General features: G+C 55.5%; 13 protein-coding genes and 1 tRNA gene. All 14 read left to right on the top strand.

Features of this window, described 5'->3' with window-relative positions; all coding sequences use genetic code 11:
• Nucleotides 1-131 (top strand): EF-Tu C-terminal domain-related protein (locus tag FO268_RS22345; protein WP_449806563.1); only part of this gene is annotated, 131 nt, incomplete at its 5' end.
• A gap of 52 nt (nucleotides 132-183) precedes the next feature.
• Nucleotides 184-259 (top strand) — tRNA-Trp (locus FO268_RS22340).
• A gap of 33 nt (nucleotides 260-292) precedes the next feature.
• Complete coding sequence (gene secE, locus FO268_RS22335) at nucleotides 293-661, top strand: preprotein translocase subunit SecE (protein ID WP_150995378.1); 369 nt, start codon at nucleotides 293-295, stop codon at nucleotides 659-661.
• A 12-nt stretch (nucleotides 662-673) separates the two neighbouring features.
• The gene (gene nusG / locus FO268_RS22330) at nucleotides 674-1,207 is read left to right on the top strand and encodes a transcription termination/antitermination protein NusG (protein ID WP_150995377.1); all 534 of its coding nucleotides are present in this window, start codon (nucleotides 674-676) and stop codon (nucleotides 1,205-1,207) included.
• A gap of 119 nt (nucleotides 1,208-1,326) precedes the next feature.
• Nucleotides 1,327-1,758 carry a 50S ribosomal protein L11 gene (gene rplK, locus FO268_RS22325; RefSeq protein ID WP_027830872.1) on the top strand — a complete coding sequence of 144 codons (432 nt, stop codon included), beginning with the start codon at nucleotides 1,327-1,329 and terminating at the stop codon, nucleotides 1,756-1,758.
• A 1-nt stretch (nucleotide 1,759) separates the two neighbouring features.
• Nucleotides 1,760-2,458, top strand: a complete 699-nt coding sequence (gene rplA, locus FO268_RS22320) for a 50S ribosomal protein L1 (RefSeq protein ID WP_137438077.1) — start codon at nucleotides 1,760-1,762, stop codon at nucleotides 2,456-2,458.
• A gap of 211 nt (nucleotides 2,459-2,669) precedes the next feature.
• Complete coding sequence (gene rplJ, locus FO268_RS22315; protein WP_027830874.1) at nucleotides 2,670-3,200, top strand: 50S ribosomal protein L10; 531 nt, start codon at nucleotides 2,670-2,672, stop codon at nucleotides 3,198-3,200.
• Between the two features lie 39 nt (nucleotides 3,201-3,239).
• Nucleotides 3,240-3,614 carry a 50S ribosomal protein L7/L12 gene (gene rplL, locus FO268_RS22310; protein WP_150995376.1) on the top strand — a complete coding sequence of 125 codons (375 nt, stop codon included), beginning with the start codon at nucleotides 3,240-3,242 and terminating at the stop codon, nucleotides 3,612-3,614.
• Between the two features lie 242 nt (nucleotides 3,615-3,856).
• Nucleotides 3,857-7,933: a DNA-directed RNA polymerase subunit beta gene (gene rpoB / locus FO268_RS22305; RefSeq protein ID WP_150995375.1), complete on the top strand. Its 4,077-nt coding sequence runs from the start codon at nucleotides 3,857-3,859 to the stop codon at nucleotides 7,931-7,933.
• Between the two features lie 77 nt (nucleotides 7,934-8,010).
• Nucleotides 8,011-12,225, top strand: a complete 4,215-nt coding sequence (rpoC, locus tag FO268_RS22300; protein WP_150995374.1) for a DNA-directed RNA polymerase subunit beta' — start codon at nucleotides 8,011-8,013, stop codon at nucleotides 12,223-12,225.
• 168 nt (nucleotides 12,226-12,393) lie between these two features.
• The gene (rpsL, locus tag FO268_RS22295; RefSeq protein ID WP_007154021.1) at nucleotides 12,394-12,768 is read left to right on the top strand and encodes a 30S ribosomal protein S12; all 375 of its coding nucleotides are present in this window, start codon (nucleotides 12,394-12,396) and stop codon (nucleotides 12,766-12,768) included.
• A gap of 113 nt (nucleotides 12,769-12,881) precedes the next feature.
• A complete protein-coding gene (rpsG, locus tag FO268_RS22290; protein ID WP_114614492.1) occupies nucleotides 12,882-13,352 on the top strand; it encodes a 30S ribosomal protein S7 in 471 nt (156 codons plus the stop codon).
• Between the two features lie 18 nt (nucleotides 13,353-13,370).
• Nucleotides 13,371-15,476, top strand: a complete 2,106-nt coding sequence (gene fusA / locus FO268_RS22285) for an elongation factor G (RefSeq protein ID WP_150995373.1) — start codon at nucleotides 13,371-13,373, stop codon at nucleotides 15,474-15,476.
• Between the two features lie 35 nt (nucleotides 15,477-15,511).
• On the top strand, nucleotides 15,512-15,639 hold a 128-nt coding region (locus FO268_RS22280), incomplete at its 3' end, for a GTP-binding protein (protein WP_227716620.1).

Raw genomic sequence — 15,639 nt, 5'->3', positions numbered from 1 at the left:
TGCCGGGTGACAACGTGAAGATGAGTGTTACCCTGATCAACCCGATCGCCATGGAAGATGGCCTGCGCTTCGCGATTCGTGAAGGCGGCCGTACTGTTGGTGCCGGTGTGGTCTCCAAGATCATCGAGTAATTGCTCTATTTGAGTAAGAACTTGAAGTAAGTGCGCTGAGTTGTTTCGGTGCAGGCCAGTAGCTCAATTGGCAGAGCAGCGGTCTCCAAAACCGCAGGTTGGGGGTTCGATTCCCTCCTGGCCTGCCATTTTTTAACATCCGGATACATAAGCTGATTCCTATGGAGTCAAAAGCCGATCGTTCGACCAGTGGCTTCGATGCAGTAAAGTGGCTGGTTGTGTTTGTTCTGATTGCCATCGGTGTCGTTGGTAATCAGTATTTTAGTGCCGAGTCACTGCTGTATCGGGTGCTGGCTCTCGTAGCTCTTGCTCTGGTCGCCGCTTTTGTGGCGCTCCAAACCGAGCGTGGTCGGCGTTTCGCTGCCCTGCTCAAGGAAGCCAGGGTTGAAATCCGGAAGGTCGTATGGCCCACCAGGCCGGAGCTGATCCAGACTACAGCCATCGTCGTTGTGTTTGTGTTGGTTGTGGCGTTGATGCTGTGGGGTATGGATTCGTTGATCAGTTGGCTGGTCTCCGGAGTTATCGGGTAACAGGAGTGGGCAATGGCTAAGCGCTGGTACGTGGTTCATGCGTATTCTGGCTTCGAAAAGCAGGTAATGCGCACTCTCAGAGAGCGTGTTGCTCTCGACGGCATGGAAGAGAAGTTTGGCGAGATTCTCGTGCCGACAGAAGAAGTCGTTGAGATGCGTGACGGGAAAAAGCGCAAGAGTGAGCGCAAGTTTTATCCCGGCTATGTGCTGGTGCAGATGGAAATGGATGACGCCAGCTGGCACTTGGTCAAGAATACGCCCAAGGTTCTTGGTTTTATTGGCGGTACCAAGGACAAGCCCGCGCCGATTACCGAAAAAGAAGCTGAGGCTATTCTGCGTCGCGTAGAGAGCGGTGCCGACAAGCCCAAGCCGAAGACCCTGTTTGAGCCGGGTGAGATTGTTCGCGTCACTGAAGGTCCGTTTGCGGACTTCAATGGCGTTGTTGAAGAAGTTGACTACGACAAGAGTCGGGTCAAGGTTGCCGTTTTGATTTTCGGTCGTTCCACTCCGGTAGAGCTGGAGTTTGGGCAGGTCGAAAAAGACTGATTGGCAGCCTTACATGCTGAAAGCTCGCGCGCTATGGCGACGCGGGCTTTTTGTGTCTGCTACTGGCAGTTGTGAAAACAGGGGAGCCGTAAGGCGTTCGCACCCACAGGAGAAAAATCATGGCTAAGAAGATTGACGCGTATATCAAGCTTCAGGTTGCTGCCGGCAAGGCCAACCCGAGTCCCCCCGTTGGTCCTGCGCTGGGTCAGCGCGGCGTAAATATTATGGAGTTCTGTAAGGCGTTTAACGCCCAGACCCAGGATATGGAGCCGGGCCTGCCGATTCCAACGGTTATCACTGTATACAGTGATCGCAGCTTTACCTTTATTACCAAGACTCCGCCCGCACCGGTGCTGCTCAAAAAGGCAGCCGGCATCAAGAGTGGCTCTGGACGCCCGAATACCGACAAGGTCGGTACCGTTACCCGGGACCAGCTGGAAGAAATCGCCAGAACCAAAGAGCCGGATCTGACTGCAGCCGATATGGATGCTGCGGTACGTACCATTGCCGGAACTGCCCGTAGCATGGGCCTGAACGTGGAGGGCCTGTAACATGGCAAAGCTTAGCAAGCGTCAGAAGCTGATTCGTGAAAAAGTGGATTCCGCCCGCGCCTACTCGGTCGACGAGGCAGTATCACTGCTGGTTGAACTGGGCGAAACCGTCAAGTTCAAGGAATCTGTAGATGTAGCCGTAAATCTCGGTGTTGATGCACGTAAATCCGATCAGGTGGTGCGTAGCAGCACTGTTCTGCCTCATGGTACCGGCAAAACGGTGCGTGTAGCAGTATTTACCCAGGGTGCCAACGCTGAGAAGGCCACCGCTGCTGGTGCCGACATCGTCGGTATGGATGATCTGGCGGAAGAAGTTAAGAAAGGCAACATGGATTTCGACGTGGTTATTGCCACTCCGGATGCCATGCGTGTTGTTGGTCAGCTGGGCCAGATCCTTGGTCCCCGTGGCCTGATGCCGAACCCGAAGGTCGGCACTGTTACCCCGGATGTTGAAACTGCCGTAAAGAACGCCAAGGCAGGTCAGGTTCGTTACCGTACAGACAAGAACGGTATCATCCATGCTCCGATGGGTAACGTGGAATTCTCTGCGCAGAACATCAAGGAAAACATTGAAGCTCTGATCGCAGACCTGAAAAAGGCCAAGCCCTCATCCTCGAAAGGTGTTTACCTCAAAAAGGTAACCCTGTCGTCGACGATGGGTCCTGGTCTGACTATCGACCAGAGTGCTCTGAACGTCTGAGCATCTGGACGGTAGTTGCTTTGTAGTCTGGGCGGAAGCCAAGGCTGTCAAAGACCGCAGGCCCCAGAAGCCTTCTGGCTATACGGGTTAAAGCAACGCCTGCGCAGACGGTGTGAAGACGTTCTCTCTGAACCCAAACACCGTTAGGAGCCCCGCGAGGGGTATATGTGGGTTTGCCGGGATATTCCCGGCGAAATCGAGGAGAAATCCAGTGGCAATTAGACTCGAAGACAAGAAAGCGATCGTCGCTGAAGTCAACGAGACTGCCGGTGGTGCTCTGTCTGTTGTTATGGCTGACTACCGTGGTGTCACTTCCGGTGACATGACGGCGCTGCGAGCGAAAGCCCGCGCCGAGAACGTTCTTCTGAAGGTTGTTCGTAACAACCTGGCGAAGATCGCGATCCGCGGTACTGAGTTCGAGTGCATTGATGAGGCATTGGTCGGCCCGACAATTCTGGCGTTCTCAATGGAAGATCCGGGTGCGGCTGCACGCCTGCTGAAGGATTTTGCCAAAGAGAAAGAGGCATTCGAGATCAAGGGCCTGGCCGTCGGCGGTGAGCTGATGGGCGCAGACCAGATCGATCGCCTTGCCAAGCTGCCGACACGCCACGAGGCGTTGACGATGCTGGCCGCAGTAACACAGGCACCAATCACCAAGCTTGCGCGGACACTGAACGAAGTTCCAACGAAAGTGACCCGTGCTGTAGCGGCAGTTCGAGACCAGAAGCAAGAAGCTGCTTGATTCTGTTGAACACCATTTTTATATTTTTGGGAGAAAGTCATGGCTCTGTCTAACGAAGACATTTTGAACGCAATTGCTGAAATGAGCGTAATGGACGTTGTTGCGCTGGTTGAAGCAATGGAAGAGAAGTTCGGCGTATCTGCGGCTGCCGCCGTAGCTGCTGCTCCTGCCGCTGCTGCTGCAGGCGAAGCTGCTGAAGAGCAGACCGAATTTGACGTTGTTCTTACCGGTCCTGGTGAGAAGAAAGTAAACGTTATCAAGGCCGTTCGTGAACTGACTGGCCTGGGTCTGAAAGAAGCTAAGGAAATGGTCGACAGCGCTCCTTCCGTTATCAAGGAAGCTGCGAGCAAAGACGACGCTGAAGCTGCCAAGAAGAAGCTTGAGGAAGCAGGCGCTTCTGTTGAGCTTAAGTAAGAGTTGGCTGTTGATCGAAACCGTGCGTTAAGCATGGACAGGCTGGTGGCCGTGTGCCACCGGCCTTTTTCTGTTGTATATGCTATAGACTCTGAACGCCGATCTTGTGGTGCTGTCAGAATCTATAACCTACAGCGAGAGTCTTGTTCAAGACGGCGCAGTAAGCCGAGCAATTCGGCCCCGAAGCATGAAAATGGTTGCTTCTTGATACCAGGTATCAGGTCTAAAGCTGGGGAATGCAGATGACTTACTCCTATACTGAGAAAAAGCGGATTCGCAAAGATTTTAGTAAATTGCCGTCCGTGATGGATGTTCCCTATTTGCTGTCTATACAGCTGGATTCGTTCCGGGACTTCCTCCAAAGTGAAGCCGCACCCGAAAATCGTCGGGAAACCGGTCTCCACGCAGCATTCAAATCCGTATTCCCGATTGTCAGTTATTCTGGCAACGCCGCACTCGAATACGTGAGTTACCGCATCGGCGAGCCGGTATTTGACGTCAAGGAATGCCAGCTTAGGGGCGTAACCTACGCAGCTCCGCTGCGGGTTAAAGTAAGACTTATCATTTATGATAAGGAATCGTCCAACAAGGCGATCAAGGATATTAAAGAGCAGGAAGTCTACATGGGCGAAATGCCCCTGATGACCGAGAACGGTACCTTCGTTATCAACGGTACCGAGCGGGTTATCGTTTCCCAGCTCCACCGTTCACCGGGTGTGTTCTTCGATCATGACAAGGGCAAGACTCACTCGTCAGGCAAGCTGCTGTATTCGGCGCGGGTTATTCCTTACCGTGGTTCCTGGCTCGACTTCGAGTTTGACGCCAAGGACTCGGTCTTTGTCCGTATTGACCGTCGCCGGAAACTGCCTGCGTCTATCCTCCTTCGTGCGCTGGGGTATAACTCCGAGCAGATGCTGGAGATGTTCTTTGACACCAGTAAGTTCAGTATCGGCCCCGAAGTATGCAAGCTGGAACTCGTTCCCAGCCGCCTGCGCGGTGATATCGCAACATTCGATATCAAGGACAAAAAAGGTACTGTCATCGTTGAGGAAGGTCGCCGGATTACCGCTCGTCACATCAAGCAGCTTGAAAAGGCTGGCCTGACCGAGCTGGAAGTTCCGACGGAATACCTCTACGGCCGCGTACTGGCCAAGGACATGGTTGATACCAAGTCCGGGGAAGTTCTGGTTGAGTGTAACGCCGAGCTGACTGAAGAAGTTGTTACCAAGATTCTGGATTCCGGTGTTACAGAGATTGAAACCCTGTACACCAACGATCTGGACTGCGGTCCCTTCATGTCGGATACGTTGCGCATCGACCCGACCCGCACGCCGCTTGAGGCACTGGTCGAGATCTATCGCATGATGCGTCCGGGTGAGCCGCCCACCAAGGAGTCGGCGGAGAACCTGTTCAACAATCTGTTCTTCTCTGAAGAGCGGTATGACCTTTCAGCGGTTGGCCGTATGAAGCTGAATCGTCGTCTGCGCCGCGAAGAAAGCACAGGTGAAGGTACGCTGACTCACGACGACATCATCGACGTCCTCAAGACGCTGATCGATATCCGTAACGGTCAGGGCAATGTCGATGACATTGATAACCTGGGTAACCGTCGCGTTCGTTGTGTCGGCGAGATGGCAGAAAACCAGTTCCGTGTTGGCCTGGTGCGTGTTGAGCGCGCCGTTCGCGAGCGCCTGAGCCTGGCAGAAAGCGAAGGCCTGATGCCTCAGGACCTGATCAACGCCAAGCCGGTCGCTGCGGCAGTGAAGGAGTTCTTCGGATCCAGCCAGCTGTCCCAGTTCATGGACCAGAACAACCCGCTGTCGGAAGTGACCCACAAGCGCCGGATTTCGGCTCTTGGTCCTGGCGGCCTGACCCGTGAGCGTGCTGGTTTTGAGGTACGTGACGTACACCCGACTCATTACGGTCGTGTATGTCCTATCGAGACTCCGGAAGGTCCGAACATCGGTCTGATCAACTCGTTGGCAACCTATGCCCGCTCCAACTCCTACGGCTTCCTTGAGAGTCCGTACCGGAAGGTTGTTGACGGACTGGTAACAGACGAAGTGGTGTATCTCTCTGCGATTGAAGAGAGCAACTACATCATCGCTCAGGCCAGTGCGGCAATGGACGAGAACAAGCGTCTGTCTGACGAGCTGGTAACGGTTCGTCATCAGAACGAATTTACCGTTACGCCGCCGGAGAACGTGAATTTCATGGACGTGTCTCCGCGCCAGGTGGTTTCGGTGGCGGCGTCATTGATTCCGTTCCTGGAGCACGACGACGCCAACCGTGCCCTGATGGGTTCCAACATGCAGCGCCAGGCTGTCCCGACCCTGCGTTCAGAGGTGCCTCTGGTAGGTACCGGCGTTGAGCGTACTGTGGCCCAGGACTCCGGCGTTTGTGTCACGGCCCGTCGTGGTGGTGTGATCGAAAGTGTCGACGCCGCCCGTATTGTGGTGCGTGTCAACGACGACGAAACAGAAGCCGGTGATGCAGGTGTGGATATCTACAACCTCACCAAGTACACCCGCTCAAACCAGAACACCTGTATCAACCAGCGCTCCATAGTTAACCAGGGGGATGAAATCGCCCGTGGTGACGTGCTGGCTGATGGTCCGTCCGTGGATCTGGGTGAACTGGCGCTGGGGCAGAACATGCGTATCGCGTTCATGCCCTGGAACGGTTACAACTTTGAGGATTCCATCCTTATCTCCGAGAAAGTGGTTCAGGAAGATCGCCTGACCACTATCCACATTCAGGAACTGACCTGTGTGGCCCGGGATACCAAGCTGGGTAGCGAAGAAATCACCGCGGATATTCCGAACGTTGGTGAAAGCGCGCTGTCCAAGCTGGATGAGTCCGGTATTGTCTACATCGGTGCGGAAGTTGGCCCTGGCGACATTCTGGTCGGTAAGGTAACGCCGAAGGGCGAAACCCAGCTGACGCCGGAGGAAAAACTCCTGCGTGCCATCTTCGGTGAGAAGGCATCGGACGTGAAGGACACGTCCTCACGAGTGCCTACTGGTACCCGTGGTACGGTTATTGACGTACAGGTCTTTACCCGTGACGGCATTGAGAAGGACCAGCGCGCCCAGTACATCGAGAAAGAGCAACTGGACGAGTACCGCAAGGACCTGAAGGACGAGTACCGTATTGTTGAGGGTGCTACGTTTGAGCGACTGTCCAATGCGTTGAATGGGCAGGAAGTTATTAGCGGTCCGGGCCTGAAAAAAGGTGCCAAGCTTGACGAGTCCTACCTGGCAGAGCTGCCGCGTAATGACTGGTTCAAGCTGCGGATGAAGGATGAGGCGCTCAATGATCTGCTCGAAAAATCCGAGCAGGGTCTGGAGGATCGCAAGAAGGATCACGAAGCACGCTTTGACGACAAGAAAGGCAAGCTTCAGCAGGGTGATGACCTCGCTCCGGGTGTTCTCAAGATCGTCAAGGTATACCTCGCGATCAAGCGTCGGATTCAGCCGGGTGACAAGATGGCCGGCCGTCACGGTAACAAGGGTGTTATCTCTGCGGTCATGCCCATCGAAGACATGCCTTACGACGAGTACGGCAATACCGTTGATATCGTGCTGAACCCGCTGGGTGTTCCGTCGCGGATGAACGTGGGTCAGGTTCTTGAAACCCACCTCGGTGCTGCTGCCAAGGGGCTGGGTGAGCGTATCAGCCGGATGCTGGATGAGCAGCGTAAGATCGCTGAGCTCCGCAACTTGCTGGATGAGATCTACAATCACTCGGACGAGGTCACCCAGGTGGACCTTGATTCGCTGAGTGACAAAGAGATCCTGGCGCTGGCCAACAACCTGCGCGCGGGTGTTCCCATGGCAACGCCGGTGTTCGACGGTGCCAAGGAAGCAGAGGTCAAGCGGATGCTTGAGCTGGCAGGACTGAGTACTACTGGCCAGACTGTGCTGTATGACGGCCGTACCGGCGACGAGTTTGACCGTCCGGTGACTGTCGGCTACATGTACATCCTCAAGCTGAACCACCTGATCGACGACAAGATGCACGCTCGTTCCACCGGTTCGTACAGCCTGGTTACCCAGCAACCGCTGGGTGGTAAGGCGCAGTTCGGTGGTCAGCGCTTCGGTGAGATGGAAGTGTGGGCCCTCGAGGCTTACGGTGCAGCGTATACGCTGCAGGAAATGCTTACCGTGAAGTCTGATGATGTGAATGGTCGGACCAAGATGTACAAGAACATTGTCGATGGCGATCATCGTATGGAGCCGGGCATGCCCGAGTCCTTCAATGTTCTGGTCAAGGAAATCCGCTCGCTGGGTATCGACATCGAGCTGGAATCCGACTGAGCCGAATTGTTTTTGGCAGCGTGAGCGGGTACCGGTCGGTACCCGCCCGAGAATAACGCCATCCGGAGCTGTTACTGATGAAAGATTTGCTGAATCTTCTCAAAAACCAGAACCAGAAGCAGGAATTTGACGCCATCCGTATTGGACTGGCGTCTCCTGACATGATCCGTTCATGGTCTTTTGGTGAGGTCAAAAAGCCTGAGACCATCAACTACCGTACGTTCAAGCCTGAACGTGACGGTCTTTTCTGTGCCAAGATCTTCGGCCCGATCAAGGATTACGAGTGCCTTTGTGGCAAGTACAAGCGCCTCAAGCACCGTGGTGTCATCTGCGAGAAGTGTGGTGTTGAAGTGGCACTGGCCAGTGTGCGCCGTGAGCGCATGGGTCACATCGAGCTCGCCAGCCCGGTTGCCCACATCTGGTTCCTGAAATCACTGCCCTCCCGCATCGGTCTGATGCTGGACATGACCCTGCGCGATATTGAACGGGTTCTGTATTTCGAATCCTTCATTGTTATCGAGCCGGGCATGACGACCCTCGAGAAAGGTCAGTTGCTGAACGACGAGCAGTACTACGAAGCTCTGGAAGAGTTCGGTGACGAGTTTGACGCCCGCATGGGTGCCGAGGCCGTCCAGGAACTGCTGGAAGGTATTGATCTGCAGGCCGAGGTTGAAGCGCTGCGGGAAGAGATTCCCCAGACCAACTCCGAAACCAAGATCAAGAAATTCAGCAAGCGCCTGAAGATTCTTGAGGCTTTCCTGTACTCCGGCAACAAGCCGGGCGACATGGTCATGACCGTGCTGCCGGTTCTGCCGCCGGATCTGCGCCCACTGGTGCCGCTGGACGGCGGACGTTTCGCAACGTCTGACCTGAACGACCTGTACCGCCGGGTGATCAACCGTAACAACCGCCTCAAGCGCCTGCTGGAGCTGAACGCCCCGGATATTATCGTGCGTAACGAGAAGCGGATGCTGCAGGAAGCTGTGGATGCGCTGCTGGACAACGGCCGTCGTGGTCGTGCCATCACTGGCACCAACAAGCGTCCGCTGAAGTCCCTGGCTGACATGATCAAAGGCAAGCAGGGCCGCTTCCGTCAGAACCTGCTCGGTAAGCGTGTGGACTACTCCGGTCGTTCGGTGATCGTGGTTGGTCCCTACCTGCGCCTGCACCAGTGTGGTCTTCCCAAGAAGATGGCACTGGAGCTGTTCAAGCCGTTCATTTTCTCCAAGCTGGAGCATCGCGGCCTGGCGACCACCATCAAGGCCGCCAAGAAGATGGTCGAGCGCGAGGAAGGCGTGGTCTGGGATATCCTGGATGAAGTCATCCGCGAACACCCGATCATGCTGAACCGGGCACCGACCCTTCACCGTCTGGGTATCCAGGCGTTTGAGCCGGTGCTGATTGAAGGCAAGGCGATTCAGCTTCACCCGCTGGTCTGTGCGGCCTACAACGCCGACTTCGACGGCGACCAGATGGCGGTTCACGTACCGCTGACCCTGGAAGCCCAGCTCGAAGCCCGTGCGTTGATGATGTCCACCAACAACGTACTGTCGCCCGCCAACGGTGAGCCCATCATCGTGCCGTCCCAGGACGTGGTGCTGGGTCTGTACTACATGACCCGTGAGCGCAAGAGTGCTCTGGGTGAAGGCATGGTTTTCGCCGACGTCAAAGAAGCGCATCGTGCCTATGGTGCCGGCAAGGTTGACCTTCAGGCCATCGTAAAGGTGCGCGTGAAGGAAGTGACCATCCAGGAAGACGGCGAGCGTACCGAAGAATACAAGATTGTGGATACCACCGTTGGTCGTGCGCTGTTGTTCGACATCGTGCCGGACGGTCTGTCTTTCGACCTGGTCAACAAGCCCATGGTCAAGAAGGCGATCTCCAATCTGATCAACACCTGTTACCGTGACGCTGGTCTGAAGGATACCGTTATCTTTGCTGACCAGATCATGTATATGGGTTACCACTACGCTACGGTTTCCGGCATCTCGATCGGTTTCAACGATTTCGAGATCCCGCCAGAGAAGTACGAACTGGTGGATGCCGCGTCCGAGGAAGTCAAGGATATTGAAACCCAGTACGCGTCCGGTCTGCTGACTCAGGGCGAGAAGTACAACAAGGTTATTGATATCTGGTCCCGTGCCAACGACAAAGTGTCCAAGGCAATGATGGACCGTTTGTCGCAGGAACAGGTTATAGGGCCTGACGGCAAGGCAGTTAAAGGCGAAAATGGCGAAGACCTCATGCAGGAGTCGTTCAACTCCGTTTACATGATGGCCGACTCCGGAGCCCGGGGCTCCCCCGCGCAGATTCGTCAGCTGGCGGGTATGCGTGGTCTGATGGCGAAGCCGGATGGCTCGATCATTGAAACCCCGATCACGGCGAACTTCCGTGAAGGTCTGAACGTACTCCAGTACTTCATCTCCACTCACGGTGCCCGTAAGGGTCTGGCGGATACCGCTCTGAAGACAGCGAACTCCGGTTACCTGACTCGCCGTCTGGTTGACGTGTCCCAGGATCTGGTTGTTACCGAAACAGACTGTGGTACCGAGGAAGGCCTGCTGATGACGCCGCACATTGAAGGCGGCGACGTGGTTGTGCCTCTGGGTGATCGTGTGCTGGGTCGTGTTACGGCCCGTGCCGCCTACACCCCGACAGACAAGGACAACGCTGTTGTTGAGGCCGGCACTCTGCTGGACGAGAAAGCGGTTGAGTCACTTGAGCGCGCCGGTGTGGACGAGGTCTGGGTTCGTTCTGCGATTACCTGTGAAACCCGTCACGGCATCTGTTCCAAGTGCTACGGTCGTGACCTCGCGCGGGGTCATCAGGTCAACGTTGGTGAAGCCGTCGGTGTTATCGCGGCGCAGTCCATCGGTGAACCCGGTACCCAGCTCACCATGCGTACCTTCCACATTGGTGGTGCCGCAAGTCGGGCGTCTGCGGTCGACAATATCCAGGTAAAGCATGGCGGTACCGTTCGCCTGCACAACTTGAAGTCGATTGAAAAGAGCGACGGTACGCTGGTGGTGATTTCCCGTTCCTCTGCTCTGGCGATTGCCGACGAGCAGGGCCGTGAGCGGGAGTGGTACAAGCTTCCGTACGGCGCGGTCCTGTCGGTCAAGCATGGCGATGCTGTCGAAGCCGGTGTTGCGGTCGCTAAATGGGATCCGCACACTCACCCGATCATCGCCGAGGCGGAAGGTACCGTCCGGTTCGTCAACATGGATCAGGGCATTACCGTCCGGACCCAGACCGATGAGCTGACCGGTCTGTCCACCATGGAGGTTATCGATCCCAAGGAGCGTCCGGCGGCCGGTAAGGATATCCGTCCTGCTATCCAGCTGATCGACGAGAAGGGTAACGACGTTGATCTGCCAGGTGGCGGTACGGCAATCTTCTTCCTCCCAGCGAACGCGCTGGTGACCATGGCCAACGGCGCCAGGGTGGAATTGGGTGATGTTGTTGCCCGTATTCCGCAGGAAAGCTCGAAGACCCGGGATATCACCGGTGGTCTGCCACGGGTTGCCGACCTGTTCGAAGCCCGTCGTCCGAAGGAATCCTCGATCCTGGCAGAAGTCAGTGGTGTGGTTTCGTTTGGCAAGGAAACCAAGGGCAAGAAGCGTCTGGTTATTACGCCGAAGGATGCGGATCCCTATGAGGTTCTGATTCCGAAGCATCGCCAGATGAACGTGTTCGAAGGTGAGACGGTCGAGAAGGGTGAGGTTATCTCCGATGGCCCGTCCAACCCGCACGATATTCTGCGTCTGCTGGGTGTGGTGGCATTGGCCAAATACATCACCAACGAAATTCAGGACGTGTACCGCCTGCAGGGCGTTGTAATCAACGACAAGCACATCGAAGTCATTGTTCGTCAGATGCTGCGCAAGGTCGAGATTACTGACGCCGGCGATACCGGCCTTCTGGGTGGTGATCAGGTCGAGATCACTCAGTTCATGGAAGAAAACGAGAAAGCGGAAGCGGCAGACAAGGAGCCCGCAAGATGCGAGCGCCTGTTGCTGGGTATTACCAAGGCTTCTCTGGCGACAGAGTCCTTTATCTCCGCGGCATCGTTCCAGGAAACCACGCGGGTTCTCACCGAAGGCGCCGTCACCGGCAAGCGGGATTATCTCCGTGGCCTGAAGGAGAACGTGGTGGTGGGTCGCCTGATTCCGGCTGGTACCGGTCTCGCCTACCACGCAGAGCGTAAGCGCAAGCGTGAGCTGGAAGAGCAGGGTGTAACCGCAGCGGATGTGGAAGAAGCTCTGAGTGCCGAGCTCAACCGCGAAAGCTGAGTTGGCAGGCACCATCACCCGCCGGTAGTTACGTACGCCGCGGGTGGTTAAAAAGAGATCAGTCATCTTGACTGTTCGGGGGCGCAGGCTTACACTTGCGACCCTCAAATTTTACCCCCGCATGCCGGGGGTAAGTTTCATTGATACGGTTTTTTGGAGTTTGCTTACATGGCAACGATTAATCAGTTGGTGCGTAAGCCTCGTAAACGCAAGGCAGCCAAGAGCGACGTTCCTGCTCTGCAGGCCTGCCCTCAGCGCCGTGGTGTATGTACTCGTGTATATACCACAACGCCGAAGAAGCCGAACTCAGCACTGCGTAAAGTGTGCCGTGTTCGCCTGACTAACGGCTACGAGGTTTCCTCATACATTGGTGGTGAAGGTCACAACCTTCAGGAGCACAGTGTTGTGCTGATCCGTGGCGGTCGAGTTAAAGACCTTCCGGGTGTGCGCTATCACACGGTTCGCGGAACACTGGACACCCAGGGTGTGCAGAACCGTAAGCAGGGCCGCTCCAAGTACGGTGCAAAACGACCCAAGTCCTGATGTCCCGAGCGGGTGTCTTTTATCGTTGCTACGTAGAACGGTGAGAGTAAGGCTGAGTAGCTGATGCTATCTCAGGGGTTCCTGAAGACCTTTTAACAGATAAGGGCTTATCGATGCCTAGAAGAAGAGTTGCAGCAAAACGGGAAATTATCCCGGATCCGAAGTTTCACAGTGCGAGACTGGCCAAGTTTATCAACCACGTTATGGAAAGTGGTAAGAAGGCCGTTGCAGAGCGCATTGTTTATGGCGCGCTTGATATCGTCGCCGACAAGTCAAAGGAAGAGCCGATCGAGATGTTCGAGAAGGCCCTGGAAAACATCCAGCCGATGGTCGAGGTCAAATCCCGTCGTGTGGGTGGTGCTACCTACCAGGTGCCGGTTGAAGTACGGCCTTCCCGTCAGAACGCGCTGGCCATGCGCTGGCTCGTAGAATATTCACGGAAGCGTGGTGAAAAGTCCATGGCGCAGCGTCTGGCAGGTGAAATCCTGGATGCCGCTGATAGCAAGGGCTCCGCTGTTAAGAAGCGCGAAGACGTTCATCGCATGGCAGAAGCCAACAAGGCGTTCTCTCACTTCCGTTTCTAATCAGCCGAGGTTTATACAGTGGCACGTAAGACTCCGATCAAGAGATACAGAAACATTGGTATTTGTGCGCACGTTGATGCGGGCAAGACCACAACCACCGAGCGGGTCCTGTTTTATACAGGTATTTCCCACAAGATCGGTGAAGTTCATGATGGCGCAGCAACCATGGACTGGATGGAGCAGGAGCAGGAGCGTGGTATTACCATCACGTCTGCTGCAACTACCTGTTTCTGGCAGGGCATGGATAAGCAGTATCCCGAGCACCGTATCAACATCATCGATACCCCGGGGCACGTTGACTTTACCATCGAGGTAGAGCGCTCTCTGCGTGTGCTCGATGGTGCTGTTGTAGTGTTCTGTGGTTCTTCAGGTGTTGAGCCGCAGTCCGAGACTGTATGGCGCCAGGCTAACAAGTACGAAGTTCCCCGCATGGTATTCGTCAACAAGATGGACCGTGCTGGCGCTAACTTCCTGCGTGTGGTTGCCCAGATAAAGAACCGTTTGGGTGCCAACGCTGTTCCGGTTCAGTTGCCGATTGGCTCTGAAGAGGATTTTGCAGGCGTTATCGATCTGATTCGTAACAAGGCGATCTACTGGAACGAAGATGACGCTGGGGCAACCTATGACGAGCGTGATGTTCCGGCGGAAATGGCTGACGAAGTGGCCAAGTACCGCGAAGAGATGATGGAAGCGGCTGCCGAAGCCAACGAAGAGCTTATGGAGCGCTACCTCGAAGATGGCGAGCTGAACAACGAGGATATCAAGAAGGGCCTGCGTATCCGCACGCTGTCGAATGAGATCGTTATTGCTACCTGTGGCTCGGCATTCAAGAACAAGGGCGTTCAGGCTGTACTGGATGCTGTTATTGAGTTCCTGCCGGCACCGGATGAAGTCAAGGCGATTCGAGGGGAGGTGGATGAGGACGGCACTGAAGAAATTCGTCAGGCTGATGATGATGCGCCGTTCTCCGCTCTTGCGTTCAAGATCGCGACTGACCCGTTCGTTGGCACGCTGACCTTCTTCCGCGTCTACTCCGGTAAGCTGGAGTCGGGCAATGCGGTTTACAACTCGGTCAAGCAGAAGAAAGAGCGTGTGGGCCGGATGGTTCAGATGCACTCTAAAGAGCGTCAGGAAATCAAGGAAGTTCTGGCGGGTGACATCGCTGCGGCAATCGGCCTCAAGAGTGTCACTACCGGTGACACCCTGTGTGACGAGAACCACAAGATCATCCTGGAGCGCATGGAGTTCCCCGAGCCGGTTATTTCTGTAGCCGTCGAGCCGAAGTCCAAGGCTGACCAGGAGAAGATGGGTGTTGCGCTGGGCAAGCTTGCTCAGGAAGATCCGTCCTTCCAGGTTCGCACCGACGAGGAATCCGGCCAGACCATTATTTCCGGAATGGGTGAGCTTCACCTGGATATCATCGTTGACCGTATGCGTCGCGAGTTCAAGGTCGAAGCCAACATCGGTAAGCCTCAGGTGGCCTACCGTGAGTGCATCCGCAAGAGCGTGGATGTCGAAGGTAAGTTTGTTCGTCAGTCTGGTGGTCGCGGTCAGTATGGTCACGTCAAGCTGAAGCTTGAGCCGCTGCCGCTCGACGAGGAAGATGGCGAGAACTTTATCTTCGTGAATGAAATCGTTGGTGGTGTGGTTCCCAAGGAATACATCCCCGCAGTCCAGCAGGGTATTGAAGAGCAGATGAAGAACGGCTGTCTGGCCGGTTATCCTCTGCTGCGGATCAAGGCCACGCTGTACGATGGTTCCTACCATGATGTGGACTCCAACGAAATGGCGTTCAAGGTCGCCGGTTCCATGGCCATGAAGAAAGGCGCGCTGGAAGCAAGCCCGGCCCTTCTTGAGCCGCTCATGAAGGTCGAGTGTGTCACCCCTGAAGAATACATGGGTGACGTTGTTGGTGACCTTAACCGTCGCCGTGGTCTGGTTCAGGGTATGGAAGACGGCCCATCGGGCAAGACCATCCGTGCCGAGGTTCCGTTGTCGGAGATGTTCGGTTACGCCACCGATCTGCGTTCAGCAACGCAGGGTCGGGCGTCTTATGCGATGGAGTTCTCCCGCTATATGGAAGCTCCCTCGAACATTGCCGAAGCGATCATTAAAAAGGGTTGATCCCCAGGACTTAAGAAACAGGAAGAGGTGTAACCGTGTCTAAAGCAAAATTTGAGCGTAACAAGCCGCACGTAAACGTGGGCACCATTGGTCACGTAGACCATGGCAAGACCACGCTGACAGCCGCGCTGACTCGTGTATGTCACGAAGTGTGGGGTACTGG

The organism is Marinobacter denitrificans, from assembly GCF_008795955.1.
Classification (GTDB): Bacteria; Pseudomonadota; Gammaproteobacteria; order Pseudomonadales; family Oleiphilaceae; genus Marinobacter; species Marinobacter denitrificans.
This window is presented reverse-complemented; position numbering and strand designations above follow the sequence as displayed.